17 protein-coding genes are annotated in these 25978 nt (G+C 70.8%); 7 read left to right on the top strand and 10 right to left on the bottom strand.

Annotation, left to right across the window (positions count from 1 at the left end):
* Nucleotides 1-8: 8 nt before the first annotated feature.
* On the bottom strand, nucleotides 9-1646 hold the full coding sequence (locus tag ACVTJA_RS41260) for a sigma 54-interacting transcriptional regulator (RefSeq protein WP_465828837.1): 1638 nt from the start codon (nucleotides 1644-1646) through the stop codon (nucleotides 9-11).
* A gap of 143 nt (nucleotides 1647-1789) precedes the next feature.
* On the opposite strand from ACVTJA_RS41260, the gene ACVTJA_RS41255 reads away from it, so the two are divergent.
* Both ACVTJA_RS41255 and ACVTJA_RS41250 read left to right on the top strand, forming a co-directional pair.
* Nucleotides 1790-2665: a DODA-type extradiol aromatic ring-opening family dioxygenase gene (locus ACVTJA_RS41255; protein ID WP_465828835.1), complete on the top strand. Its 876-nt coding sequence runs from the start codon at nucleotides 1790-1792 to the stop codon at nucleotides 2663-2665.
* A 29-nt stretch (nucleotides 2666-2694) separates the two neighbouring features.
* Nucleotides 2695-3333 carry a YceI family protein gene (locus ACVTJA_RS41250; RefSeq protein ID WP_465828833.1) on the top strand — a complete coding sequence of 213 codons (639 nt, stop codon included), beginning with the start codon at nucleotides 2695-2697 and terminating at the stop codon, nucleotides 3331-3333.
* Nucleotides 3334-3498: 165 nt separating this feature from the next.
* Here the strand turns inward: ACVTJA_RS41250 and ACVTJA_RS41245 are convergent, their stop codons facing one another.
* The 4 genes from ACVTJA_RS41245 to ACVTJA_RS41230 all read right to left on the bottom strand — a co-directional run bounded on the left by ACVTJA_RS41245 (nucleotide 3499) and on the right by ACVTJA_RS41230 (nucleotide 13775).
* Entirely contained in the window at nucleotides 3499-9567 is a 6069-nt protein-coding gene (locus ACVTJA_RS41245; protein WP_465828832.1) for a DUF6982 domain-containing protein, read from the bottom strand.
* Between the two features lie 125 nt (nucleotides 9568-9692).
* Nucleotides 9693-11147 (bottom strand): peptidase MA family metallohydrolase, encoded by a 1455-nt coding sequence (locus tag ACVTJA_RS41240; RefSeq protein WP_465828830.1) that lies wholly within the window; start codon nucleotides 11145-11147, stop codon nucleotides 9693-9695.
* 51 nt (nucleotides 11148-11198) lie between these two features.
* Complete coding sequence (gene ilvA / locus ACVTJA_RS41235; RefSeq protein ID WP_465828828.1) at nucleotides 11199-12416, bottom strand: threonine ammonia-lyase; 1218 nt, start codon at nucleotides 12414-12416, stop codon at nucleotides 11199-11201.
* A 129-nt stretch (nucleotides 12417-12545) separates the two neighbouring features.
* Nucleotides 12546-13775 carry a Glu/Leu/Phe/Val family dehydrogenase gene (locus ACVTJA_RS41230; RefSeq protein ID WP_465828827.1) on the bottom strand — a complete coding sequence of 410 codons (1230 nt, stop codon included), beginning with the start codon at nucleotides 13773-13775 and terminating at the stop codon, nucleotides 12546-12548.
* Nucleotides 13776-13872: 97 nt separating this feature from the next.
* On the opposite strand from ACVTJA_RS41230, the gene ACVTJA_RS41225 reads away from it, so the two are divergent.
* Nucleotides 13873-14385: a helix-turn-helix domain-containing protein gene (locus ACVTJA_RS41225; RefSeq protein WP_465828826.1), complete on the top strand. Its 513-nt coding sequence runs from the start codon at nucleotides 13873-13875 to the stop codon at nucleotides 14383-14385.
* Between the two features lie 22 nt (nucleotides 14386-14407).
* Here the strand turns inward: ACVTJA_RS41225 and ACVTJA_RS41220 are convergent, their stop codons facing one another.
* Entirely contained in the window at nucleotides 14408-16834 is a 2427-nt protein-coding gene (locus ACVTJA_RS41220; protein ID WP_465828824.1) for a DEAD/DEAH box helicase, read from the bottom strand.
* Between the two features lie 68 nt (nucleotides 16835-16902).
* On the opposite strand from ACVTJA_RS41220, the gene ACVTJA_RS41215 reads away from it, so the two are divergent.
* Nucleotides 16903-18012, top strand: coding sequence for a sigma-70 family RNA polymerase sigma factor (locus ACVTJA_RS41215; protein WP_465828822.1), 1110 nt, complete (start codon nucleotides 16903-16905; stop codon nucleotides 18010-18012).
* Between the two features lie 108 nt (nucleotides 18013-18120).
* Complete coding sequence (locus tag ACVTJA_RS41210) at nucleotides 18121-18666, top strand: hypothetical protein (protein WP_465828820.1); 546 nt, start codon at nucleotides 18121-18123, stop codon at nucleotides 18664-18666.
* Between the two features lie 7 nt (nucleotides 18667-18673).
* On the opposite strand, the gene ACVTJA_RS41205 is transcribed toward ACVTJA_RS41210, so the two are convergent.
* The 4 genes from ACVTJA_RS41205 to ACVTJA_RS41190 all read right to left on the bottom strand — a co-directional run bounded on the left by ACVTJA_RS41205 (nucleotide 18674) and on the right by ACVTJA_RS41190 (nucleotide 22829).
* Nucleotides 18674-20242: a beta-ketoacyl synthase N-terminal-like domain-containing protein gene (locus ACVTJA_RS41205; RefSeq protein WP_465828818.1), complete on the bottom strand. Its 1569-nt coding sequence runs from the start codon at nucleotides 20240-20242 to the stop codon at nucleotides 18674-18676.
* A gap of 19 nt (nucleotides 20243-20261) precedes the next feature.
* Nucleotides 20262-21710, bottom strand: a complete 1449-nt coding sequence (locus ACVTJA_RS41200; protein ID WP_465828817.1) for a DUF6250 domain-containing protein — start codon at nucleotides 21708-21710, stop codon at nucleotides 20262-20264.
* A gap of 84 nt (nucleotides 21711-21794) precedes the next feature.
* Nucleotides 21795-22499: a hypothetical protein gene (locus tag ACVTJA_RS41195; protein WP_465828815.1), complete on the bottom strand. Its 705-nt coding sequence runs from the start codon at nucleotides 22497-22499 to the stop codon at nucleotides 21795-21797.
* Nucleotides 22500-22565: 66 nt separating this feature from the next.
* Complete coding sequence (locus ACVTJA_RS41190; RefSeq protein WP_465828813.1) at nucleotides 22566-22829, bottom strand: molecular chaperone DnaJ; 264 nt, start codon at nucleotides 22827-22829, stop codon at nucleotides 22566-22568.
* Between the two features lie 57 nt (nucleotides 22830-22886).
* On the opposite strand from ACVTJA_RS41190, the gene ACVTJA_RS41185 reads away from it, so the two are divergent.
* The gene (locus ACVTJA_RS41185; RefSeq protein ID WP_465828811.1) at nucleotides 22887-23645 is read left to right on the top strand and encodes a DUF4159 domain-containing protein; all 759 of its coding nucleotides are present in this window, start codon (nucleotides 22887-22889) and stop codon (nucleotides 23643-23645) included.
* A 30-nt stretch (nucleotides 23646-23675) separates the two neighbouring features.
* Nucleotides 23676-25955, top strand: coding sequence for a glutamine amidotransferase (locus ACVTJA_RS41180; protein ID WP_465828809.1), 2280 nt, complete (start codon nucleotides 23676-23678; stop codon nucleotides 25953-25955).
* Nucleotides 25956-25978 lie beyond the last annotated feature (23 nt).

The raw sequence follows: 25978 nt of genomic DNA, 5'->3' as shown, positions 1-25978 counted from the left end.
GGCCGCGCTCAGTGCGCGGCCTCGGGGTGCCCGTACTGCTTGAGCTTGCGGTAGAGCGTGGCCACGCCGATGTCGAGCTGCTCGGCGGTGCGAGCGCGGTTGCCGCCATTCTGGGCCAGCACCGCGAGGATGTACTCCTTCTCCATGTCCTCCAGCCGGCGAGGGTTGCCGGTGGGCACGAGGCTGGGCGGCGCGGCGCGGACCTCTTCCGGCAAGTCCTCGCGCTCCACGCGTTGGCCCTCGCACAGGGCCACCGCGCGCTCCACCGCGTTGCCCAGCTCGCGCACGTTGCCGGGCCAGCCGTAGCGCAAGAGCTGGTCCGCGGCCTCGGGAGACAGCGCCGCCACCTTGCGCCCCAGCCGCTCCGAGGCCTCCGCGAGCAGCAGCCGCGCCAGGGGGAGGATGTCCTCGCGCCGCTCGCGCAGCGGAGGAATCTTCAGCTCGATGACGCGCAGGCGGTAGTAGAGGTCCTGCCGGAAGCGGCCCAGGCGCACCTCCTCGGCGAGGTCCCGGTTGGTGGCGGCCACCACGCGCACGTCCACCTTGCGGCTGTTGTTCTCGCCCACGCGCCGCACCTCCTTCTCCTGCAAGGCGCGCAGGAGCTTGGCCTGCATGGACGGCGGCACCTCGCCCACCTCGTCGAGGAAGAGGGTGCCGCCGTGGGCCGCCTCGAAGAGGCCCGCGCGGTCATGGGTGGCGCCGGTGAAGGCGCCGCGCGCGTGGCCGAACAGCTCGCTCTCCAGCAGGCTCTCGGTGACGGCCGCGCAGTTGACGGCGACGAAGGCCTTGTGCGCGCGGCTGGACTCGTCGTGGATGAGGTGCGCAATCCGCTCCTTGCCCACGCCGCTCTCGCCGGTGACGAGCACCGTGGAGTCCACCTTCGCCGCGCGGCGCGCCAGGTTGATGACCCGCTGCATGGACTCGGAGCGCGCCACCATGCCGGCCGGGTCCTCCGTCACGCCCGCGCGCGCCAGCGACTGGCGCTTCGCGCGCAGCTTGCGCTCGGCCTGCTTCAGCGCGTCCGTCACCTGCGCCAGCACGCCCTCCATGCACTGCGTCTCATAGAAGCGCAGCACCTCGGTGCACTCGGTGCTCCACTCCTCGGCGGGGCGGCCCACGAAGTGGCAGGCCGCGTCGCCCCGGCCCACGCAGCGCAATTCCGTGCCGTAGATGGGCTTGCCGTTGACGTAGCTCATGTACCCGGACGCGAAGCCGGTGAGGCTCCAGCACACCGGCTGGTCCGCCTGGCCCAGGTGCAGCAGGTGTTGCTCGGCCTCGTAGGAGTCGCGCCATAGCGCTTCGGCGAAGGGCTCCGGGCCCTCCTCGGGCTTGCGCTCCACGCGCTCCATGCGGACCTGCCCCTGGAGGGTGTGGATACGGCCGCCGGCCCGGCGCCAGACGGACTCATCCGGCCAGGGCACCGCCTTCTTGAGCGCCTCCGCAGTCCGCCAGCCGTGCGCGTAACCCAGGCGCGTGAAGATGCCGCGCGCCGCCGTCATCCCCAGCAGGTCGATGAGCTCCTTGCGCAAGAGCCCCAGCGCCACCGGGTCCATCAGCATGGCCCGCTGCCCGGCGAAGTGGATGAGGCCGCCCCCAGGTTCGAAGGACAACAGCTCGTTCAAGCCCAGCTCGAATCCGCCAGCCACGGTGTACTGCTCCCTTCCAGAGTGAGTTGTCTATCTATCGTTATGAGAGTCCTCTTGCACGCGCCGCCAAGGGAGTGGAGTGATTCCAGGGGTTTGGCATGTCGCGTGTCCTGGTCTCGGGGTTGCACTAGATGGCGCCCATCATGGGCGACGGACTGGACAGGCGCGAGGTACTGCAAGGGGCGGCGGCCGTGGGAGTGGCCGGGGCGCTTGGCGCGGGCCAGGCGGGCAGCCGGGCGATGGCTCCGGCGCTGTTCGTATCCCACGGCTCTCCCATGGTGGCGCTGGACTCGGACGACTACCCGAAGGCGCTGAAGGCCTTTGGCGACAGCGCGGCGGCGGCGCGGGCGCTGGTGGTGGTGTCGGCGCACTGGGAGACGGAGGGCGAGGTGCGCGTCTCGGCGAGCGCCCAGCCCCCGCTCATCTATGACTTCTATGGCTTTCCGGAGCCGCTCTACCGGCTGAAGTACGCGGCGCCGGGAGCGCCCGCGCTGGCCTCGGACGTGGTGGCGCGGCTGAAGGACGCCGGGCTGCCTGCTGTGGCGGATGCGGAGCGGGGGCTGGACCACGGCGCCTGGGTGCCGTTGCTCCACGCCTTCCCGCAGGCGACGCTGCCGGTGGTGCAGGTATCGATGCCGTATGGAGCGAGCCCGGCCGAAGTGGCACGGATGGGCGAGGTGCTGCGTCCGCTGCGCGCGCAGGGCGTGCTGCTGATGGGCAGCGGCGGCATCGTCCACAACTTGCGCCGGCTGAATTTCCACGAGAAGAACGCGTCCGTGGAGCCGTGGGCCCAGGCCTTTGATGGTTGGATTGCGCGGAAGCTGGAGGCGCGGGACTTCTCCGGCCTGCAGCAGTGGTTGGATGCACCGAATGCACGGCTCGCGCATCCAAGAGCCGAACACCTGATGCCGCTGTATTTCGCCCTCGGCGCAGCCCTCCCCGAGGACAGACTCACCCCCGTATTCGAGGGCTTCCATCACGGAACCCTGTCGATGCGCAGCTTCGCGCTGCGCGCTTGAAACCGCTGTACCCCAAGGAGCACACCCCCATGAAGACCTCTGTGAAGAGCGCTGTTGCCCTGATGTTCGCCCTCCCGTCGCTGGCCCTGGCCTCCGCCTGGGACGTAGACGGCGCGCACTCCGCCGCCGGCTTTTCCGTGCGGCACATGATGGTGTCGAACGTGAAGGGCTCGCTGGGTGAGGTGAAGGGCGCCGTCAACCTGGACGACAAGGACATCACCAAGTCCACCGTCGAGGCGACCATCGACGTGAACGGCATCAACACCGGCAACGGCAAGCGCGACGAGCACCTGAAGTCGCCTGACTTCTTCAACGTGGCCCAGTACCCGACCATCACCTTCAAGTCGACGAAGGTAGCGAAGGCCGGCGCGGGCAAGCTGAAGGTCACCGGCGACCTGACCATGCACGGCGTCACCAAGTCCGTCGTCCTCGACGTCGAGGGCCCCTCCAAGGAGGCGAAGGACCCCTGGGGCAACACCCGCACCGGCGTGGCCGCCACCACGAAGCTGAACCGCAAGGACTTCGGCCTGACCTACAACCAGGCGCTCGAGACGGGCGGCGTGGCGGTGGGTGAGGAAGTCACCGTGAACCTGGAGCTCGAGCTGGTGAAGAAGGCCGACGCGGCCGCCAAGCCGGCGGCTCCGGCCACGGCCACGGACAAGAAGTAGTCGTCCGCAGCGAGCACTCTCGCTGAACGACGGAGGGGTCTCCCACGCGGGAGGCCCCTCTTTCATTTGGTGCTGAAGATTGCCGCTCTGAACGACGAAGGGGCCTCCCACCACTGTGGTGGGGGCCCCTTTTTCGTTTCGCGGGCGGGTGGGCTTCGGGCGCGTTCAGCCCTCGGCCACGGCCTGCACGCTGGAGCGGTAGATGAAGATGCGGGCGGTGTTGGTGCGCTGGTCCGCGGGGATGACGAAGAAGCCCGGGGTGGCGCCCTTGAAGTCCTGCGAGAAGCCCGCGACCTGGCGGCCGTCGTTGAAGGTGACGCGAATCTTCTGGCCCTCGGCCTGCGGCTGGCGCGCGCCGGCGGTGAGCATGAAGAAGATGGCCTTCACGCGCTTGCCGGGAATCTGCTCGGGCGCGTAGCCGGTCTGCTGCTCCAGGGAGATGACCTCGTCGAGCAGGTCCGCGTCGCGGATGGTGCCGCGCTTCACCTGTCCCTCGACGGTGTGGATGATGACGCGGTGCTCGCCCTCCACGAAGGAGGTGAAGGGCGCCGAGTCCGCCACGGCCGGCTGGGGGAAGAGCGGGTCACGCGCGGCGCGCACCTGGTTGGCGGGCGTCGGCGGCGTGGGCTCGGCCACGGGGGGAGCCACGGCCGGCACGGAACCGGAGGCCCGTGTGGCCGTCACCGCGGGCACGGAGCCGGAAGCCCGGGCGCTCGGGGCGGCCGCGGGCGGAACGACGGGCGTGCTCGTGGAGATGCGGGACGCCGGGGCGGCGCTGGCGGGAGTCCGCACGGCGGAGGCCACGGTGGCCGCGGCCATGACGGGAGCGGGCGGCGCGGGCGGAGGCGGCGGCGTGTAGACCGCGGGAGGCGGCTCCACGGACTCCTCCACGAGGTCGATTTCCGCGAGCTCCTGCTCGAGCTCCACCGGGACTTCCTCCTCGACGGTGGCCGCGGGCGTGGCGTCGAAGCTGACGTCCACGGACTCGGGCTCGGTCGCGGAGAAGTCCTGCGGCGCGGTGTCGAAGGCGCTGGCGCGGGACTGCCAGGCCGGCGGAGGCGGCGGCTCCTGCTCCCACGGCACCGACTCGGCGGGCGCGCTGAAGGACGAGGCCGTCTGGGCGGGCGTGGAGCTCCACTCGGCCTCGACTGGCGCGTCCGCGAGGGAGATCTCCTCGGCGGGAGTCTCGCTCCACTCGGCGGCGGGCTGCTGCGCGCTCCACGCGGGGGCGGGTTCGGACTCCGTCGTCACCCACTCGGGCTGGACCTCTTCCGGAGCGGCCTCGGCGCCGGGCGTGGCCCACTCGGCCTGGACGGCGTCGGCGGGCAGCTCCTCCACGGGGGCGGCCCACTCGGGCTGGGCGGCCTCGGCGGCGGGCGCGCTCCACTCGGGCTGCGCAGGCGCCACGGCGGTGGCGTTCCACTCAGGCTGGGCGTTCTGGGTGCCGTCGGCCGTGGGCTCGGCCCACTCGGCCTGCACGTCCTCGGGAGCGAGCTCCTCGACGGGCGCGGCCCACTCGGGCTGGGCGGCCTCGGCGGCGGGAGCGGCCCACTCAGGCTGGGCGCCTGGGTCCGCGGCGTCCGTGCTCCACTCGGCCTGGACGGCGTCGGCGGGGAGCTCCTCGACGGGAGCAGCCCACTCGGGTTGCGCTGCCTCGGCGGCGGGGGCGCTCCACTGGGCCTGGGCCGTCGTGGGAGTGGCCTCGGCAGCGGGCTCGGCCCACTCGGCCTGGACGTCCTCGGTGGCGACTTCCTCGGCCGCGCTCCACTCGGGCTGCGCAGGGGCCTCGGCAGCGGGCTCGGCCCACTCGCCCTGGACGGCGTCGGCGGGCAGCTCCTCGACGGGCGTGGCCCACTCGGGCTGCGCGGTCTCTGTGGCGGAAGCGGCCCATTCAGGCTGGGCAGGGGCCTCGCCGGCAGGAGTCGACCACTCGGCCTGGACGGCATCGGCGGGCAGCTCCTCGACAGGGGCGGCCCACTCGGGCTGGGCAGGAGCCTCCGCGGCGGGGGACGACCACTCGGCCTGGACGGCGTCCGCAGGCAGCTCCTCGACCGGGGCGGCCCACTCGGGCTGGGCCGTCACGGCGGCGTCTTCGCTGGCGGGGGGGGCCCACTGTGACTGCGCGGATGCGGTGTCCTCGGCGGGCGTGGCCCACTCGGGCTGCACCGCCTCGACCGGAACCTCCTCGGCGGGCGTGGCCCACTCGGGCTGGACCGCCTCGGCGGGGACTTCTTCAGTGGGCGTGGCCCACTCGGGCTGAGCCTCGGGCGTGGCCCATTCGGGCTGCGTGCTCTCGGGTGCAGCCGTGGCCCATTCGGGCTGTGCGGCCTCGGGCGTTGCCTCGAGCGGCGCCTCTTCGATGGGCGTGGCCCACTCGGCCTGGAGCTCGACCGGTGCGGACTCCTCGGCGGGCGTGGCCTCGGCGACCGGCGTCTCCCACTCGGCGGCAGGCGCCGCGCTGGCGGGCGCGTCACCCGTCGCGCTCCACTCGGAGGTCGAGGCATCCGTGGTGGACGGCTCGGAGGCCGATGCCCACTCGGGCTGCAGCTCGATGGCCGCCGAGTCCTCGGTGGTGTTGTTCCAGGACTGGCCGGCCGTGCCCATCTCCGACACGAAGTCCGCATTGCTCGCGAGCGGCACTGCGTCCGCGGAGCTCGCACTCCAGTCGGAGCTGGTGGACTGCTCCTCGCTCACGAGCGGCATCGCATCCGCCGAGTCCGAGCTCCAGCTGGCAACCGTGGACGGGCTCTCGCTCCGGAGCTCCACGCCACGGTCGTCGGTGGACGTGAAGCTGCGGTACTCCACGAACTCGCCCGCGGCGGCGAGCGGCACCGCCTCTTCGGGATTGCCGCTCAGGTCGAACATCTCCTGCGCGGACGGCGGGCCCGCGTACTCGTGAGCGGCGGGCGAGCCGGAGCCCCCCGCGACCTCGAGCGTGTCGGCCTGAAGGTCCGGGCCCACCTGCACCGGGCGAATCTCGAGCGACGGCACGTCCGAGGCCGCGAACGGAGACCCGGCCGGAGCGGGCTCCGCCTCCGCGCCGAGGTCGGCGACGTCGAGCGTGGGCGGCTCCGTGCTCTCGGGAGCCGACTCGATGTCCATGACATCGAGCGACGGCTCCTGAGTGGCGTCGGCCGCGCTCAGCTCCATCGTGGGCACGTTCTCTTCAGCGCCGAAGGACGGAGTGGCAGCGGGCTCCTCGCTCACGTCGGAGGCGTCGAGTGCAATCTCCTCGGAGCCCGCGGGCGTGTTCTGCTCCCACGTCGCGCCCGTGTTGTCCTGAGCGGCGGCCGAGGCATCGGCCTCGGTCACGTCGGAGGCGTCGAGGGCAATCTCCGCCTGCGCGGCCTCGGTCACGTCAGAAGCGTCGAGGGCAATCTCCGCCACGCCCGACAGGTCCTCCGAAGCGCTCTCGACCTCCACGCTCGCCGGAATCGTCGCGTTCTCGGCGGAGACGCCGAGCTCCGCGGAGGCCTGAGTCTCTGCCGGAATTCCCGCGTCCCAGGTGCTCGACGCGCTCTCGGCGAACGAAGTCGTCTCGCTCGACGTGCCCGCGTTCCACTCGGTGGCCGCGCTGTCCGCGCCCCAGGCTCCTTCCGAAGCCTCAACAGCCGGAGTCGCCTCGGCAGAGGCTTCAGCGGTCCAGGTGTCCGGGGTCGCTTCCGCAACAGGAGTCACGTCAGCCGGGGTGCCCGTGTCCCACATTGCCTCAGCGTCGGAAGTCGTCTCGGCCGCAGTACCCGTGTCCCATGTGCTCGCGGTCGTCTCCGCGGTCGGAGTCTCCTCGCCCGCGCTCCACTCGCTGACCGCGTTCTCGGCAACCGGCGTCGTTTCGCTCGTGCTCCACTCGGTGGCCGCGTTCTCGGCAACCGGCGTCGCTTCGCCCGTGCTCCACTCGGTGGCCGCAGCATCGACAGCCGGAGCCGCGCTGTCCGCACTCCACTCGGTGTCTGCAACCTCGGTAACAGGAGCCGCTTCGCCCGAGCTCCACTCGGTGGCCACAGCATCGGCAACCGGAGCCGCTTCGCTCGTGCTCCACTCGCCGGCCGCAGTCTCCGCGACCGGAGTCTCCTCGCCCGTGCTCCACTCGGTGGCCACAGCTTCGGCAACCGGAGCCGCTTCTCCCGAGCTCCACTCGCCGGCCGCAGTCTCCGCGACCGGAGTCTCCTCGCCCGTGCTCCACTCGCCCGGCGCGTTTTCGGTGGCCGGAGTCGTCTCGGCCGAAGCACTCCACTCGCTCGAGCTCTCCGCGACCGCAGAGGGCTCGGCCGAAGCGCTCGCGTCCCACGAGCTGGCTGCACCCTCAGTTGCTTCGCCCGCGCTCCACTCGCTCGCGGCGCTTTCGGTGGCCGGAGTTACCTCGGCCGAAGCACTCCACTCGGCCGCAGCAGAGGTATCCGGAGCCGCCTCGGCCGAATCGCTCCACTCGGCCGCAGCAGAGGTATCTGGAGCCACCTCGGACGCATCACTCCACTCGCTCGCAGTGGCCTCGGTAGCCGGAGCCACCTCGGACGCATCACTCCACTCGCTCGCAGCGGCCTCGGAGGCCGGAGCCACTTCGGACGCAGTGCTCCACTCGCTCGCAGCGGCTTCGGTAGCCGGAGCCACGTCGGACGCAGCGCTCCACTCGCTCCCGCTCTCCGCGATCGGAGTCACCTCGTCCGCGGACACGGGCTCGAGCATGTCGGAGGCATCGAGCGGAATCTCCGCGTCCCCGGCCTCCGCCTCGGTGACCACGTCCGCGTCCTGGGCCATGAGCTCCACGGCGCCATCCGCGGCCGGAGTGGCCTCCGCGAGCTCCGCGACGTCGATGATGTCACCCGCGTCGGCAACCTCGGCCTGCGTGGCCTCCACCGCGAGCGGGGCGGATGCCCACGCATCGTCCATGGGCGCGGGCGTGAGCTCCTCGGCCAGCAGCGGCTCGCTCTCCGCCGTCGCGTCGACCAGCTCGACCTCGGACGAGGCCACCTCCAGCTCGGAGGCGGACTGCTCCCCATCCGCGGAGGCCACGGGCGCGGCCGGAGTCTCGGGCGCCGATTCGACCTCCATCGACAGGTCGGCGAACGACGCCTCCAGCGATGCTTCCTCGGCGCTGGCAGCAGGAGCCGGCGCCTGCTCCGGCTCGCCGACCGAGGAGAAGTCCTCCTCCGCGGTGACCACCGGCATCGACTGCGGCGCGGCGCCCGGCTCCGACTCCATCAGGTCCGCGGTGACGTCCGCGAACGAGGCGGACGGATCCGGCGTGGCGTCCACCGCCACATCGCCTTCCGTCACCTCCAGCACGTCCTCGGAGGAGGCCGCGGCGGCGGGCTGCTGCGCTTCCTGCTCCGGTGCCGCCGTGGTGGCGGCCGGAGTCATCCACGGCGCGGGCTCGCTCAGCGCGGGGATGTCGATGTCGTCCGCGCTGAGGGCCAGGGCGTCCTGCTCGACCGGAGCCTGGGGCGCATAGGCGTTCGGGTCCTGCGGCGCATGGTCGGGGTAGGGCTGCGGCTGCGCATAGCCCGCATAGGCCTGCTGCTGCGCGGGGTCCGCGGCATAGCCTTGCTGCGCGTTCGGATCGGCCGACCACCCGGCATACGCCTGCTGCGCGTTCGGGTCATAGCCCTGCGCGTTCGGGTCGTACCCCGGCTGCGCATACGCCTGCGCGTTTGGATCGTACCCTCCCTGCTGCGGGTAGCCCGCGTAGGCCTGCGCGTTCGGGTCATAGCCCTGCTGCGCATAGCCCTGGTTCGGGTCGTACCCCGGCTGGGCGTACGCGTTCGGGTCGTAACCGGGCTGCGCGTAGCCCTGGTTCGGGTCATAGCCCGGCTGTGCGTAGGCCTGATTCGGGTCGTAGCCCGGCTGCGCATACGCCTGGTTCGGGTCGTAGCCCGGCTGCGCGTAGGCCTGGGCGGGGTAGGCGTACCACTGGCCGTCGGCGCCGTAGTAGCCCTGCGGCTGCTGCGCGTAGGCCTGGGCGGGGTAGGCGTACCACTGGCCGTCGGCGCCGTAGTAGCCCTGCGGCTGCTGCTCATAGGCCTGGGCGGGGTAGGCGTACCACTGGCCGTCAGCGCCGTAGTAGCCCTGTGGCGCCTGCTGCTGCCAGGAGGCATCGGGCACGGCGGCCGAGTCCTGGATGCCCAGGAGCCCGCGCAGCTCGTTCCAACGAGCCTCCTCAATGGGAGACAGGCTTCCCAGCTTCCGCTTCTCGTCCAGGAAGCGAAATTCTCTCATCGCCGCACGCGTGTCCGACATCCGTCACCTTGCTGCGGACAGCGTACAACCCAGGCTCCTGTCGCAGCGTATATGGGGGGCTGCGAGTGTAGGGGACTCCCGGGGAGGGGTAAACCAAATGGACCGGGCTCGGCTGGCCGCCTCCCCTACAGGATGCCTTGCTGCACGCGCCAGTCGAGGCCCACGAGGGTTTCCCCGTAGTGCTCCCGCAGGGCGTCCTCGACGGGCTTTCCCGCACCCACCTCCCGGATGAAGGTGATGAGCAGTTCAACCCCACCTCGGCGCACCAGCTCCTTCACCGCGAGGGCGGACGTTGCATAGGCAACGTCCGGGTTCCGGGTGAGGATGAGGGACACCGTCGCCAGGTCCGCCAGGCGAGGCAGCTTCTCGGCCTTGGCCATGCTGACCATCATCTGCTGCACGTTGCGGCTCCGAGGGACCTCCACCTTGAGGTAGCGCCACTCCACGTACTCGGCCAGCCCCTCGTTGAGCCAGACGGGCAGGGGCTGCTCGGGAATCTTCATGAACTCGTCGAGCACGGCGTGGACGTACTCGTGGACCAGCGTGGCCCGCGTCTCCTGGGTCAGCTCCGCCGCGTCGTTGATGCGGATGGCGTCATCCGAGTAGATCCCCGCGACGACCTGGCCCCGCGTCTTGCCGAAGTGACGGGAGAACTCCTCGCGGGTGTAGAGGACGACGTCCACCGACCCCCGGCGTGTCTCACCGAGCATGTGCTGGGTGAAGTCATAGGCCTCGTCCAGCGCGGCCACGATCTGGCCCTCGTACTCGGCGCGCTGGCCGAAGTCGCGCGCGTTGTTGAAGTAGCGGATGGTGAAGCGCCCGTTGGAGCGCGTGCGCATGCCGCTCGCGTCCGTGCCGGACTCGTAGGTGAGGCTCACCCGGCGCATGTCGCCCCTGTCCTCGTCGCGCCCCGCCGCCGGCTCCACGTCCGGCGTCACGCCCTGCCGGCCCTGCTTCCCCTCCTTGCCTTCCTTGCCTTCCTTGCCCTCCTTGCCGGACGGGCGCGGCGCTGACGTGCCGTCGCCATTCATGAGCTGCTCGAGCCGCTCGGCCTCCTTGCGCGCCGCGCCCTCCTCGCTCGTCTTCGCGCGGGCCTGCTGAGCCAGCTTCTTCGCCTCGGCGGCCTCGCGCGAGCGGGGCGGCACCTTCGCCAGCACCGCCAGCGCCCCTTCCGCGTCCTGCTCCTCCAGGAGCAGCCGGCCCAGCTCCAGCGGGAAGGAGCCGTCCTTCGGGTGTTTCTCCAGGCCCCTGCGCAGGGCGGCCTCGGCGGAGGCGCGCTGGTCCGTCTTGCGCGCCGAGCGGGCCAGGCACCGCAGCGCGCCGGGGGACTCCTCGTACACGGTGGCGCGCTCTCCCAGGGAGAAGGCCATCACCGGGTCCTCGTCCAGCAGGGCCTCGCACCCCTTGAGGAGCGCGGCGGAGATGGTGCGGCGCTGCGCGTCCGGCACGTCCTTCACGTCACCGGAGGCGAAGGCCAGGTACAACTCCTCCCAGGCGCGGCTCGCGGCCAGCTCCTTCGCCTTCTGGGCGGACGGAGGAGGCGCGGCGGCGAGGACGAGGGCGACGAGCAAAGCACGCATGCCCGCCAGTATGGCCGAGCCCCCGCGCGGTCATGCAAGACCCACGAGGGATTACTTGCGCGCCACCTGCCACCCGAGCTGCTGCAGCGACTGCATCAGCTCCTCGATGTGGCCGGGGCCGGTGGTCTCCAGCGTCACCTCCACCATGGCCTCGCCCAGGCCCGCCTTGGAGAAGGCGCGCTCGTGATGGATTTCCACCACGTTGGCGCGCAGGTCCGCCACCTGCGTGGTGAGCTTCGCGAGCATGCCGGGCCGGTCCGGCAGCCGCACCTCGAGCTGCACCAGGCGCCCCGTCTTCACGAGGCCCCGCTCGATGATGCGGCTGATGACGTTCATGTCGATGTTGCCGCCGCTGAGGATGATGGCGGTGCGCTTGCCCTTCGCCTGCGGCACGTCGCCGCTGAGCAGCGCCGCCAGGCCCACCGCGCCCGCGCCCTCCACCACGCTCTTCTCCTGCTCCAGCAGCGTGAGGATGGCGGCCGCGATTTCCTCCTCGTCCACCGCCACCACCTCGTCCACGTACTTGCGCACCATGGGGAAGGTGAGCTCGCCCACGCGCTTCACGGCGATGCCGTCGGCAATCGTGGTGCCCGCGGCGGTGAGGTCCATCAGCTTTCCGGCCTCGATGGAGGCCTTCATGCTGGCGATGGTGGACGTCTGCACGCCCACCACGCGGATGCCCGGCTTCTTCTCCTTCAGCGCGCACGCGACGCCGGAGATGAGCCCGCCGCCGCCAATGGGCACGAGCACCACTTCCAGGTCCGGGCACTGCTCCAGCAACTCCAGGCCGATGGTGCCCTGTCCGGCGATGACGTGCGGGTCGTTGAAGGGGTGGACGAAGACGGAGCCCTCCTCCTTCTGGATGCGCAGCGCCTCCGCGTAGGCGTCGTCGTAGTTGGAGCCCTTGAGCACCACGCGCGCCTTGTACTCGTCACGCGTGCGCGACACCTTGATGAGGGGCGTGCGCTCCGGCATCACGATGGTCGCTTTGATGCCGAGCCTCAGCGCGTTGTACGCCACGCCCTGCGCGTGGTTGCCCGCCGACGCGGCGATGACGCCCCGGCGCCGCTCGTCCGGCGTCAGCGTCAGCAGCTTGTTGAGCGCGCCGCGCTCCTTGAAGGCGCCGGTGCGCTGCAGGTTCTCCATCTTGAAGAACACCGCCGCGCACTCCGTCTTCTCCGTGAAGTAGTCCGACTGCGGGCACGGCGTGGGGCGGATGACCTCGCGCAGGCGCTCCCGCGCGGCAAGGATGTCCTGGAGCGTAACCATGTGGGCCGCGTGTACCGGATGCGGGCCCCGGGCGGAAGAGACACGCGGCGGGCTGCCCTGCGGCCGAGCGTCCCGCCGCAACGCGGCACGTCCACCGGAGGACACACGGCGAGGACGTGCCGGGCCGCGTCAGATGCCGCGCAGCACCGTGGCCTTGCCCACCCGGCCGATGGCCAGGATGTAGGCGGCCGTTCGCATGGAGACCTTGCGCGAGCGGGCAATCTGAGCCACGCGCTCGTAGGCCTCCTTCATCGTCTTCTCCAGCTCCGCGTTGACGCGCTCTTCTTCCCACGACAGGTGCTGGAGGTTCTGCACCCACTCGAAGTAGCTGACCGTCACGCCGCCCGCGCTGGCGAGCACGTCCGGCACCACGAAGATGCCGCGCTTCTCGAAGATTTCGTCCGCCTCCGGCTGGGTGGGGCCGTTGGCGCCTTCAATGACCAGCCGGGCGCGCACCGCGTTGGCGTTGTCACGCGTCAGCACGTGGCCCAGCGCCGCGGGGATGAGGACCTCGCAGTCCGCCGCGAGCACGTCCTCGTTGGTGCACGGCGTGCCGCCGCCGAAGCCCGTCACCGTGCCGGTGCGCTTCACGTGCTCGAAGAGGGAGGGGATGTCCAGGCCCTGCGGGTTGCGCACGCCGCCCAGCACGTCCGACACCGCCACCACCACGCCGCCGTCCTCCCAGAGGAGCTGCGCGGTGTGGCTTCCCACGTTGCCGAAGCCCTGCAGCGCGAAGCGCGTGCCCTTCACCGGGAGGCCCAAGTCCCGCATGATTTCACGGCACACGTAGAGCAGGCCGCGCCCGGTGGCCGCCTCGCGCCCCTTGGAGCCGTAGAGCTCCAGCGGCTTGCCCGTCACCACCGCCGGCGAGTGGCCGTGGTAGCGCGAGTACTGGTCCATGATCCACGCCATCACCTGCGGGTTGGTGTTGACGTCGGGCGCGGGGATGTCACGCGTGGGGCCGATGACGTCCTGCACCTGGTCCACGAACTTGCGGGTGAGGCGCTCCAGCTCCTTCAGCGACAGCTGCGACGGGTCGCAGGCGATGCCGCCCTTCGCGCCGCCGTAGGGGACATTCACGACGGCCGTCTTCCACGTCATCAGCGACGCGAGCGACGAGCACTCGTCCTGGTCCAGCAGCGGGTGGTAGCGCAGGCCGCCCTTCATGGGGCCACGGCTGTTGTCGTGTTGAATGCGGTAGCCGAGGAACGTGCGAATCTCCCCCGAGTCCATCTCGATGGAGACCTGCACCTTCACCTCGCGCAGGGGCGTGGCGAGCAGCGTCTCGATGGGGGTGCCCACGTCCATGATCCGCGCGGCCTTGCGGAAGAAGTAGTTGGTACCCTCGACGGCGCTCATGGCTCGGAAGACTCCTGGAGGCGAGAGGGGCTCCGAGAGGAGCCCGCATCGCGCGCGAGACCTTAACAGAAGGGGTGGGATACCATAGGAAACAGCCATGCCGGCCGGTTCGCCTGACACTTCTCCCGCGAGCGGACATCTCCAGGGACTGGCCCGGCGCATCCGCGCGCTGCGAGAGCGGCGGGGCCTCACCCAGGAGGACTTCGCCGCCCGGTGCGGCATCTCCGTCTCCTTCGCGTCACTGCTGGAGCGCGGCGAGCGCAGCCCCAGCTACGAGACACTCCTCCAGGTGGCCTCCGCGCTGGAGTTGCCCCTGTGGGAATTGCTCCGGCTGGACGACACGCAGGACGCGGGAGTGCACCGGCTGGAGGACTTCGTCCGGGCGCGCCGGCTGTCGCGCTCGGACCTGGACCGGCTGCTGGCGGTGGCGGAGGTGATGTTCAGCGATGCCGCCCCGGCTGGAGACGCGGAGGCGCTCCGCCGCCCCGAGCCCGCCCGCTGCGGCGAGCCCGGTTGTGGCAAGCCCGTGCTCGCCCGGGGCCTGTGCGCCGCCCACTACCATCGGGAGCGGCGCCGGAAGGCGGCCGAAGAGGCGGGCACCGGGGACTGACGGGCCCGCCTTCCTTCCACGTCTACTTCTTCTTCGCCCGCTCCACCTTCAGCGTGCGGTCGCCGTGTGGCTTGCCATGCGTGGCCTCGAAGCCGGCCGCGTCCTCATCGGCCACGAAGACGTACGCGTACGTGGGGCGCAGGTCCATGCGCACCACCTTGCCAGCCGGAGCCCCCGCGGCTTCGAGCGCGGCGGTGACGCCCGTCTCGTCCAGCCCGTCCTGTCGGCCCAGGCCCACCCACAGGCGCGTCTGGCCCGGCACGTCCGGCACGGACTCGGGCCTCGGGCGGCGCTCCTCGCGCGCGCCGCGCGGGCGGTGGCGCTCCACCTTCAGCGGCTTGTCGCCGTGCGGCTTGCCGTTGAGGGCCTCGAAGGCCGGGGCGTCCGCCTCGGCCACGTAGGCGTAGCCGTACGTGGGACGCATGACGACCTTGAGCACCTTGCCGGCAGGCGCGCCCAGGGCCTCCAGCGCGGCGGGCAGCTTCGCCTCGTCCATGCCGTCATCGGTGCCCAGGTTCGTCCACAGCTTGGCCTCGCCGGGGCCCGCGTCCGGGGACGGGGGCGGGCGGGGCGTGGACTCGCGCTCCGTGCGCGGCTTGCTGCGCTCCACGCGCAGCGTCTTGGTGCCATGCTGCTTGCCGTTGAGCGTCTCGAAGGCGGTGACGTCGTCCTCCGCCACGAAGACGTACGCGAAGGTGGGGCGCAGCTCCGCGCGCACCATCTTCCCCAGCGGGGCGCCCGCATCCTCCAGCGCCGTGGCGATGCTGCCCGGCCCGAGGCCATCCGCGGTGCCCAGGTTGACCCACAGCTTCACCTCGCCGGGGCCCGCCTCCAGCGCCGCGCTGCTCCGCTCGCCGCGCTCGCGCCGGGGCTCGTCCCGGCGGGGACGCCGCTCACGCTCACCGGGCTCCGCGCGCTCCGGCCGCTCGGCGCGGGCCGGACGCTCGCGGCGCTCCTCGCGCTCACGACGCTCCCCGCGCTCGCGCTTCTCGCCGCGCTCCCGGCGGCCACCGTCGCGCGCTTCCGGCTTGCGCTCCTGCGCGGGCTCGCGCCCCTCGGCCGCTGCTGCCGCGGCGGCCTTCTCCATGCGCAGGTGGCTGAAGAAGTACTTCAGCAGGAAGGCGATGAGGTCATCCGCGTCCGGCCGCGTCTTGAGCTGCGAGGCCAGGGGGAGGAAGCCCTCGAAGATGGAGGCGCCGGCGGCCTCGTGGATTTCGCGCACGTGGCGCTCGGTCCACAGGCGCATGGCCTCCTCGGGCGCCGGCATCTCGCGCATCTCGAACTTGATGCCGTACTTCTTCTCCAGCGTGGTGTACGTCGCCAGCTCGCGCCCGGAGAAGAGGTTGATGGCGGTGCCCTTGTTGCCGATGCGGCCGGTGCGGCCCACGCGGTGCAGGTACACCGCCGCGTCCTCCGGCAGCGAGTAGTTGATGACGTACTCCAGCCCGGAGATGTCGATGCCGCGCGCCGCGATGTCCGTGGCCACCATGAAGGCCACCTCGCCGCGCTTCACCTTGCCCATCACCCGCTCGCGCTCCTTCTGCGGCAGGTCTCCGTTGAGCAGCTCCGCGTCGAAGCCGTTGCGGTTGAGCACCGCCGTCACCAGCGCCGTGTCGTCGCGGGTGTTGCAGAAGATGATGGCGTTCTGCGGCTCCTCCTTCTCCAGCACGTAGATGAGGTTGCGCGGCTTGGGGAAGGCGTCCGACACGTCGTAGCGGATGTGGTGGATGTGCTCCACCGTGAAGACGTCGCCGGACAACAGCAGCGTCTCCGCGTTCGTCGTGTAGCGGGCGATGAGGTTCTGGATGTCCGTGGGGACGGTGGCGCTGAACAGCAGCACCTGGCGAGTCTTGGGGAGGCGGTCGAGGATGCGCGTGACTTCCTCGTAGAAGCCCTGGTTCAGCATCTCGTCCGCTTCGTCGAGGACCGCGTGGTCGCACCCGTCCAGCTTCAGGTTGCCGCGGTTGATGTGGTCGAAGACGCGGCCCGGGGTGCCGACGATGATGGGGGTGCCTTCCTCGAGCGCGTCCTCCTGCTGCTTCATGGAGGCGCCGCCGTAGATGGCCGCCACCTTCACGCCCTTGTGCTTCGCCAGCGTCTTCAGCTCGTCGGCCACCTGGAGCGCCAGCTCGCGGGTGGGGCAGAGGATGAGGGCGCGCACGCGCTTCTCGTCCGCGGGAATCTTCTCCAGCAGGGGCAGGCCGAAGGCGGCCGTCTTGCCCGTGCCCGTCTTGCTGCGGACGATGAGGTCTCGTCCCTCCATGGCCGGCCGGAAGGCGCGGGCCTGGACGGGGGTGGGGTTGGTATAGCCGCGCTCCGCCAGTGCACGGCGGATGGGCTCGGAGAGGTTCATCTCGTCGAAGCCGATGTCCGCGATGTATTCGGCGGGACGCGTCGGGGCTTCATCAGGCGCCGGGCTTCCCGGCGTGGGCTCTTGGTTGTCGCTCATCAAGCATGGGCATAGCCCCTGCATTACCCTCTGGCAACAATCGCTGCACTTTGCTGTATGGAGCGCCCATGGCGAATGGGAGGAAAAGAACCAAAGGGGCGGCTCCCCGCCCTCGCGCGAAGCGCCCGGCCAGCGAGGTGGTGGACGCGGAGGTCGTCGACGCCCAGACGGAGGGCGCCGAGGCCGAGGCGCAGGTGGACCCGGACTCCGTCGAGCCAGACCCCGCGGAATTGGCGGAGGTGGAGCCCGAGGAGGACGTCTCGGGCCCCCTCGTGCCCACCCGGGCCCTGGCCCGGGCGGAGGCGTCCAGCCTCACGACCAAGGACCCCCTCCAGGCCTACATGAGCGAGGTGCAGCGCCACCCCCTGCTGACGCGGGAGGAGGAGGTCTCGCTCGCCCGGAAGTACCGGGAGACAGGGGACGTGAACGCGGCCTACCGGCTGGTGGCCTCCAACCTGCGCCTGGTCGTCAAGCTGGCGCACGAGTACCACCGCAACCCGCTGTCCCTCCTCGATTTGGTGCAGGAGGGCAACATCGGGCTGATGCAGGCGGTGAAGAAGTATGACCCCGAGCGCGGAGTGAAGCTGAGCAGCTACGCCGCGTGGTGGATTCGGGCGTACATCCTCCGCTACATCATGGACAACTGGAAGATGGTGAAGCTGGGGACGACGGAAGCCCAGCGGAAGCTCTTCTTCAAGCTGCGCCAGGAGCAGGAGAAGCTCATCGCCCAGGGCTTCGAGGCCAGCCCCAAGCTCCTGGCGGAGCGGCTCAACGTCTCCGAGCAGGACGTGGTGGAGATGGACCAGCGGCTGGGTCACGACGAGGTGTCCATCGACGCGCCGCTCAGGGGCGACGAGGACTCCGGCGCCACGCGCGCGGACCGCTACCTGCCCTCGGGTGCCATCGGCGCCGACGAGCGGCTCGGCGCCGAGCAGCTCAAGGCCCTCTTCCGCGAGAAGCTGGCCGAGTTCGCCCGCACGCTCGAAGGCAAGGAGCGCTACATCTTCGAGAACCGCCTCACCTCCGACGAGCCCCTCACGCTCCAGGACATCGGCGACAAGTACGGCGTCAGCCGCGAGCGCGCCCGTCAAATCGAGGCGGCCCTCATCAACCGGATGCGCGAGTTCATGCGCGAGCACATCCCCGACTTCGACCTGGTGGCCACTCCCAAGGCCTGAGCCTCCAGGAGGCAGCGGGGACTACCCTGATAGCCGGGAATACACGGCCGGGCGGTGGCGCTATGCTGGCCGCCTGGCACCGTTCATCTCGACTCCAGGGGGCTCTTCATGACTCGCATCACCCGCGCCGCGGGACTGTGTCTCGCGCTGGCGGCGCTGGCGCTCGCCGGCTGCTCCGGCTCACTCCGTCACAACTACCTGCGTGACCAGGCATCGCGTCACGTCTACCAGAAGGAGTTGGCGGAAATCTGGCCGGTGGTGCAGGCGGTGCTGAAGGAGCGGGGCCTCTCGTGGCGGGAGAACCCGGGTCGCTTCGTGCTGGAGACGGAGTGGCGCGAGTCCGGCGGCGGCACGCTGGGACCCACCACCTCCTCGCGCTTCCTCGTGGAGGGCGTGCGCGTGGCCAACGGCGTCGGCCTGCGGGTGATGCGGTTGGACAGGACGCAGCAGTCCATTGGCGTGGGCTACACGGACGGCGTGGCTCGCACCAACCGCGAGCGGGCGTTGGCGGCGAACAACAGCACCGCCAGCGGCTCGCTGCCCGTGGAGAACCGCTCCTCGAGGGACTTGGAGCTGGAGCTGGAGCTGCTCCAGCGCATCGACCCGGAGGCGGCGGCGAAGCTGGAGACGGACGCGAAGCGCGCCCATCCTTGAACAGCGGCTACTTCTTCCAGGGCCGTGAAATCACGCAGGCGTTGATGCCGCCCACGCCCATGGACAGCTTGCCCGCGCAGCCCGCGGGCGCCGCCACGGCCTCATCGAAGACGAAGCGGCTGTGCACCTTGGAAATCTGCTTGTTGAGCTCGGTCTGCTTCAGCGGCGTGGGGAACACCTTCCCCTGGCCGTAGCCCAGGTACTGGGCCGTCAGCTCCCAGCCGCCGCCCGCGGCCATGCCGTGGCCGAAAGTGCCCTTGCGCGCGGTAATCAGCACCGTGCCCGGCAGCACGTCGCGCAGGTTCTGCACCTCCAGGAAGTCACCCGGCGTGGCGGTGGCGTGCAAATCCCAGCTCCCCACGTCCTGCGGCGTCAGGCTCGCGTCGGCCAGCGCCTCACGGATGGCCAGGGTGGGGCCCTCCTTGGACGGGGTGATGATGTGGTCCGCGTCCGCGGTGACGCCCACGGCCACTGGCTCCATGCCCAGCGGCTTGAAGCCCCGGGCCGTGAAGTGCTCCAGGTCCCCCAGCACCCAGACGGCGGCGCCGCCAGCGATGTGCGTGCCGCGCAGCGCGGTGAGGGGCTTGGACAAGGCGGCGTCCGCGGAGATGACGCGCGCGTTGTAGAAGCCGCCCACGACGAGCGGGCTGGGCGCCGCGTCCGTCATGCCCATGACGACGGCCTTGGCCTGGCCCAGCTGGATGGCGTTGATGGCCAGCCGCAGGCCGTAGCCGAAGGACGAGCACGCGGCCACCGGGGCGAACGTCATGCCGGTGATGCGCCCCATCATCGAAATCTGCGAGGCCGGCGTGTTGTGGATGTTCCACAGCACGTTGGAGGAGACGGCGTTCCACGGTGGCTCCGGCGACATCCACTTCTTCTGGAGCCGGGCGTTGCGGGTGCGCTTCTCCTTGATGACGGCCAGCTTGGCGGACTCGACGTCGCCCTCGTCGGGCACGCCGATGGCCTCAATCTCGCGCAGCTCCTCCAGGTACTCGCGCAGCTCCACGGAGCGGCCGGCCCAGTAGTGCCACCACGCGTCCTCGGCCTCGTCGCGCGTGGCCTCTTCCACGGTGCTCGGCTCCGGCGGCAGGCCCGGCAGGGGCTCGCGCGTCTCCAGCCACTTGCGCAGCACGGAGTTGCGCTCCGGCGCGGCCCAGAAGCGGTCCCACCGGCGCTGCGCACGGTACAGGTCCAGCGAGATGTTCTGGATGGTGGGCAAATCGCCCAGGCCGGTGCCCACGTAGACGTGGGCGCGGCTCCCCAGCGCCTGCAGCTCCTGCTCCAGGCCCGGGTTCTGCTGGAGCGACTGGATGAACGCGCCGATGGCGAACTGCGTCGGCTGGCCCATCTTCCTCTCCAACTGGGAGAAGCGATTGGCCGGGAAGCGCGCGTCAATCCACGGCTTGTAGTCGGTCAGCTCGAACTCCGGCATGCCGACGAGGAAGTTGTCCGGCCCGAAGCCGTTGAAGGGGGACAGCCAGCTCTCGGCGGACTGGAGGTTCCGCTCGAAAGCTTCGATGTTCCTGGACTTGGGGGCAACGACACCCCAGCCGAAGATACCGACTCTACGCACGTGAGGCTTTCCTTCGCCGCTAGGGGGAGAGCGGCTCGATTTTCAGATTGTCGAAGTGCACGCGGGTCTTCCAACCGGAGAACCCGAAGTACTGGTTGCGCGGGCCCACCAGCGGGGCGGAGTCCTGGAGGGTGAGGAAGGGCTGGCCGTCCAGCTCCCACGCGATGTGGCCGCCGCGGCGGGTAATCTTGAAGTGGTGGTGCTTTCCGGGCACCACGACCTGGCCGTCTCGCACCGCGCGGTCCGGGGTGTGCTCGTGCTGGCGGGCGATGGCGGACTGCGTGTTGCGCCAGCCGCCGAGGATGAAGACATAGCCCGTGGCCGTGTACTGGAGGCGCAAGTCGCCCGCGTAGAAGGAGCGGCCGTCGCCCCAGGCCTCCACCTTGATGTCGCCCTCGGGGCTGTCCGACCAGGCGTCGAACTCAATCATGGCGTTGGTGGGGATGGGCTGCTTCAGCCAGACGGGGCGGTTGTGGATGAGCTCCACCACCAGCGCGCCGTCCTCCAGCTTCACCGCGGAGGGGTTGGTGACGTTCCACGCGTCGCCTGGCGTGGCGCGGTTGAAGTCGTCCGCGTAGGGGCCGGGCGGCGGTGTGGGCGCTGCTGCCGCGGGCGCGGTGGGCGGCAGCCGGTCCGGCGTGTCCACGCGCAGGTTGTCGAAGAAGATCTGCGACTCGTTGCCGGACAGGCCGAGCCTGTCATTGCCGCGGCCCTTGAGCGGGAAGGGGTCGTCCAGCTCGAGCATGGGCTCGCCGTCGATGGTCCACTTCAGCTTCGTGCCGCGCCGCTCGACGCGCCAGTGGTACGTGCGGCCCGCCTGCACCGGCGTGCCACGCGCCTCCACGCGCACCGCGGTGTCCTTGTCGTAGACGCCGGAGGCGACGAGGTCCGCGCCCTCGTTGCCATTGCGGCTGGCGCGCCGCTTGAGCACGTCCATGCTGGGCGCGCCCATGTCCTTGCGGGCGATGACGGACAGCGAGTTGTTCCATCCGCCGTGCACGAGGACGTAGCCCGAGGCCGGGTCCACGCCGTTGCCGAAAATCTCCAACCGGACATCACCCTCCGGAGCCTCGGACCGCACGTCGAACTCGACGGCCACGTCGTCCGGCAGCGGGGCCTGCAGCCAGAGCGGGTTGTTCTTCACGCCCGGCGCGAGCAGCTCACCGTTCACCTCTCGCCAGAAGCCGCCGGTGGAGAAGAAGTCGCGCTTCACCACCGCCGGGTCCGAGAAGTCCTGCGTGTAGGGCACCGACGTCGTCACGTCGGCGTCACCGCGGAAGAGGGCGTGGTGGATGAGGGGGAACTGGATGAGGACGACGAGGCCGACGAGCACGGCCCAACCGCGGCGGGACAGCCCCTGGGGCTTCACCCACCCTTCCGTCGCGGGAGCGGCCGGCCCGGGGGAGGGCTCCGGTGCCGACTCCTGCGGCTTCTCCTTGTCCTTTTCCTTGCGCCTGGCCTGGCCCATCAAGTCCTTACGGGGGATTCCGGGGGGAAAGGCGGCGGAATGTACGCGCCAGGACGGTGGAGGTAAAGCGCGCCGCGGTCGGGGTTACTTGACTCCCCAGCGCTTCTCGAGCGCCCGCTGCTCCGCCTGGCGCTGCTGCTGTCGCTCACGCTCGCCGCGCTGCTTGTCCGCCTCCTCGGGGGAGGGGCGGACTGCCAACTGGTACACGGCTCCGGCAATCGCGAAGAGGCCCGCCGCGACGATGACGCCCCACGGGCGGCTGGCCACCGCCGCCACCAGCCCGCCGAACTGGTGCAGCGCGGCGAGCGCGCCGATGACGAGCAGCCACGCGCCGACGGCCGAGGAGACGAGCGCGCTCACCACGCGATGCAGCAGCGCACCCACCAGCCCGCCGATGATGAAGCCCGGCGCGAAGCCGAGCAGGTAGTCCTGGGGCCCGGCAATCTCCCCGGCAATCAGGCCCAGGGGGATGCCCACGCCCACGAAGGTGATGACCGGGGGGAAGAGGAAGCCCAGCGCGAGCAGCACGGTCGCGACGATGATGGGCAGCTTCGCCACGTCCGGCAGGCCGAGCTTCGTGGCGACGATGCCCGTGCACCACACGCCCAGCAGCGCGCCGATGGGCCCCGCGAGCACGCGGAAGAGGCGCCCTCCGCCCGCCAGCAGCAACACCACCCCGGCGACACCGAGGACGATGCCGGACCACATGGGCAGCAGCCGGTAGATGCCCACCCAGCCCGAGGGGTTGAACGTCTCGTACGCCTTCAGGGCCTGGATGAGGCCTTCCATTGCTTCTGCTCCTATTGCTTCGCGCAATGCCGTGCGCGCCCGGGACGGGGCGCGAGCCGCTCCAGCTTATGCGTAACGGGACATCGCGAGCACCAGCAGCACGATGAGGACGGCCGCGGCCAGCAGGGCAAAGCCGTACAGGCTTCGGGGGGTGGAGGTGCGACGGAGCAGCTCCTCGGCCTCGGCCCGCTCCTCGGGGGAGGGGTCTTGCGCCAGGATGCGCTCCGCGTCCTTCCGGGCCCCGGCCACGTCGCCCGCTTCCTTCCGGGCCCAGGCGGCCTTCACGTCCGGGGACCCGGGCTCGGGAGGCGTCTGTCCGCCTTTTGCCATGGGGGCCCTCTATACCGGGGAATGCGCATACCCGTCGACGGTATATAGAACCTCCCCATGTCCTCCCGGCGACTGACGCGTCGAACCCTCCTGCTCGGCACCGCCGCGCTCGCTCCGCTGCTGGCCCGGCGGGCGGACGCCTTCGGCGAGAAGAGCCGCTTCATCCCCGCGGTGGCCCGCCACGGCGGCCGCTGGGACGCGCGCCTGTCCGGGCTGCGTCGCATCGCCTGGGAGCTGCAGCGCCGCACCTCGGTGGAGGTGGTGCCGGACGCGCGCCCCTACGCGCTCAGCTCGCCAGAGCTCTTCGAGTATCCGTTCCTGTACATGGGCGGCGAGGGCTCCTTCCCCGCGCTCACCGAGGAGGAGGTCACCAACCTGCGCCGCTACCTCACCTACGGCGGCTTCCTGCTGGCGGACGCCAACGACGGCAGCGACGGGGACGGCTTCGACGCGTCCTTCCGCCGGGAGATGGCGCGGGTGCTGCCGCAGAACCCGCTGGCCGAGGTGCCCTCGAGCCACGTGGTGTTCAAATCCTTCTTCATGCTGGACGCGGCGCCGGGCCGGCTGCTCAACAAGCCCCAGTTGATGGCCTCCATGCTGGGCAAGCGCGCGGCGGTGCTGTACTCGCAGAACGACCTGGCCGGCGCGTGGAGCCGCAGCGAGTCCGGCGACTACGAGTTCGATGTGTCTCCCGGCGGCGAGCCCCAGCGCGAGCTGGCGGTGCGGCTGGGCATCAACATCTGCATGTATGCCCTCTGCCTCGACTACAAGGATGACGCCGTCCACCTGCCGCTCATCCTCAACAAGCGGCGCTGAAGCAGCACCGGCCTGACGCCGAAAGCCTGGATGAACTCGCCCACCTTCAACGCCTGGAAGCTCGTCAGCCTCTCTCCGCTCCCGCAGTGGGCGCTGGTGCTGCTCGCCCTCGGACTGGTGCTGGGCGTGGCGCTGGCCGCCTGGGGCGTGCGCCGCGAGCCCTCGCGCTACCGCCGCGTCCTCCTCTGGCTGCTTCGAATCGGCGCCGGCGTGGCCGCGCTCTTCTTCCTCCTGGAGCCCGGCATCCGTCACCTGCAGGTGGCGCGGATGAAGAACCGCGTCGCCGTGCTGGTGGACCGCTCCGCCTCCATGAGCTTCCCCTCCGAGCCCGGTGGCCCCACGCGCACCGCGCAGGTGGCCTCCTTCCTGGAGAAGGCCGCGCCACAACTGGCCGCGCTGCAGGACCGCTTCACGGTGGAGATGTACGGCTTCGACCCGGAGCTGGCGCCGGTGACGCCCGCGTCGCTGGCGAAGGACCCGGCGCGCGCGGGCACCACGGATTTGCTCTCCGCGGTGCGCGCGGCGGCGGGGGCGGGGCAGGGCTCTCGCAAGCTGTCGGGCGTGCTGCTGTTCAGCGACGGCGCGGACAACCAGGAGCTCAAGGCGGGCGTGGTGGGCCGTGCTCGCGCGGCGCTGGCGGATTTGAATGTCCCCGTGTCCACCTTCACCGTGGGGCAGGAGGCGCTGAAGGACCTCGCGGTGGAGGGGCTGAAGGTGGATGACTTCGCCTTCGTGCGCAACTCGCTCACCGTGGAGGTGGAGATTCACGGCCGCGGCTTCAGCGGGCGCGAGATTCCGGTGGTGCTCAGCCAGGAAGGCAAGACGGTGGCGAGCAAGACGGTGCGCCTGGAGTCCTCGGACGACGTGAAGCCGGTGTCCTTCACCTTCACGCCGGACCAGACGGGGCGCTTCGTCTACACGGTGACGGTGCCCACCTTCGCGGACGAGGCGGTGGCGGACAACAACACGCGCTCCTTCACGCTGAAGGTGATTCGAGACCGCGTGCGCGTGCTGCTCGTGGTGGGCCGGCCCTCGTGGGACGAGCGCTACCTGCGCGGCCTGCTGCGCCAGGACGCCAACGTGGACCTGGTGTCCTTCTACATCCTCCGCACGCTGTCGGATGACCCGGGCGTGTCGAGCGAGCGCGAGCTGTCGCTGATTCCCTTCCCCATGGAGGAGATTTTCGACACGAAGCTGGACACCTTCGACGTCGTCATCTTCCAGAACTTCGGGCACGCGGACCCGTCGCTCTCCATCTCCGAGTACGAGCGCAACCTGGAGCGCTACATCCACAACGGCGGCGCCTTCGTGATGATTGGCGGCGACAGCGTGCTGGGCGAGGGCCGCGCGACGATGCCCACGCTGATGGAGGCGCTGCCCGTGGCGGCCGCCGGCCCCGCGAATCCGGAGCCCTTCAAGGCCCGCGTGACGCCCGAGGGCCTGCGTCACCCGGTGACGGCCATCGCCACCGGCGCGGCGAGCACCGAGGCCGCGTGGGCCGAGCTGCCGGCGATTCCGGGCGCCAACCTCACGACGGCGCGCCCCGGGGCGACGGTGCTGCTGGACGTGCCGCACATGACGGCGAATGGGAAGAACGCGCCGCTGGTGGCGGTGTGGGACTACGGTCGGGGCCGCGCGCTGGTGATGGCGACGGATGCGTCCTGGTACTGGGCCTTCGAGGCGCACAAGGACGGCTCGCCGAACCGTGCGTATGACCGCTTCTGGGGCAATGCGCTGCGGTGGCTGGTGAGGGACCCGGACCTGACGACGCTGAAGGTGACGGCGGACCCTCCGTCGGTGGAGCCCGGCAAGCCCGTGGGCGTCGTGGTGCAGGCGCGCATGGCGGACTACCAGCCCGCGCAGGACGCGCAGGTGCGCGTGGAGCTGTTCTCCGTGGCGACGCAGAAGCCGGTGGCGGTGCAGACGGGGGCGACGGGCGCGGATGGCGTGATTCGGCTGGAGTTCGCTCCGCCCGCGCCGGGCCCGTACAAGCTGCTGGCCTCGGCGAAGAAGGGTGAGACGGACCTGGGCTCGGGCGAGGACGCGGTGGCGGTGCGCGCCGTGGGGCCGGAGCTGTCGGATGCCTCGGTGCGGCCGGAGCTCATGGAGTCGATTGCCAAGGTCACCGGTGGCAAGGCGTACAAGCTGCCGCAGGATGGGCTGCCGGATGTGCCGCTGCTGGACCCGCCGGTGGTGGAGGTGGGCCGCGCGAAGGACCAGCCGCTGTGGGACCGCTGGTACTACCTGGTGGCGCTGATTGCGCTGCTCGGCGCGGAGTGGTTCGCGCGGCGCCGCTTCGGCTACGTGTGAGCGGGGCGTCGCTGTAGCACGGG

The organism is Pyxidicoccus sp. M6, assembly GCF_055568925.1.
This window is presented reverse-complemented; position numbering and strand designations above follow the sequence as displayed.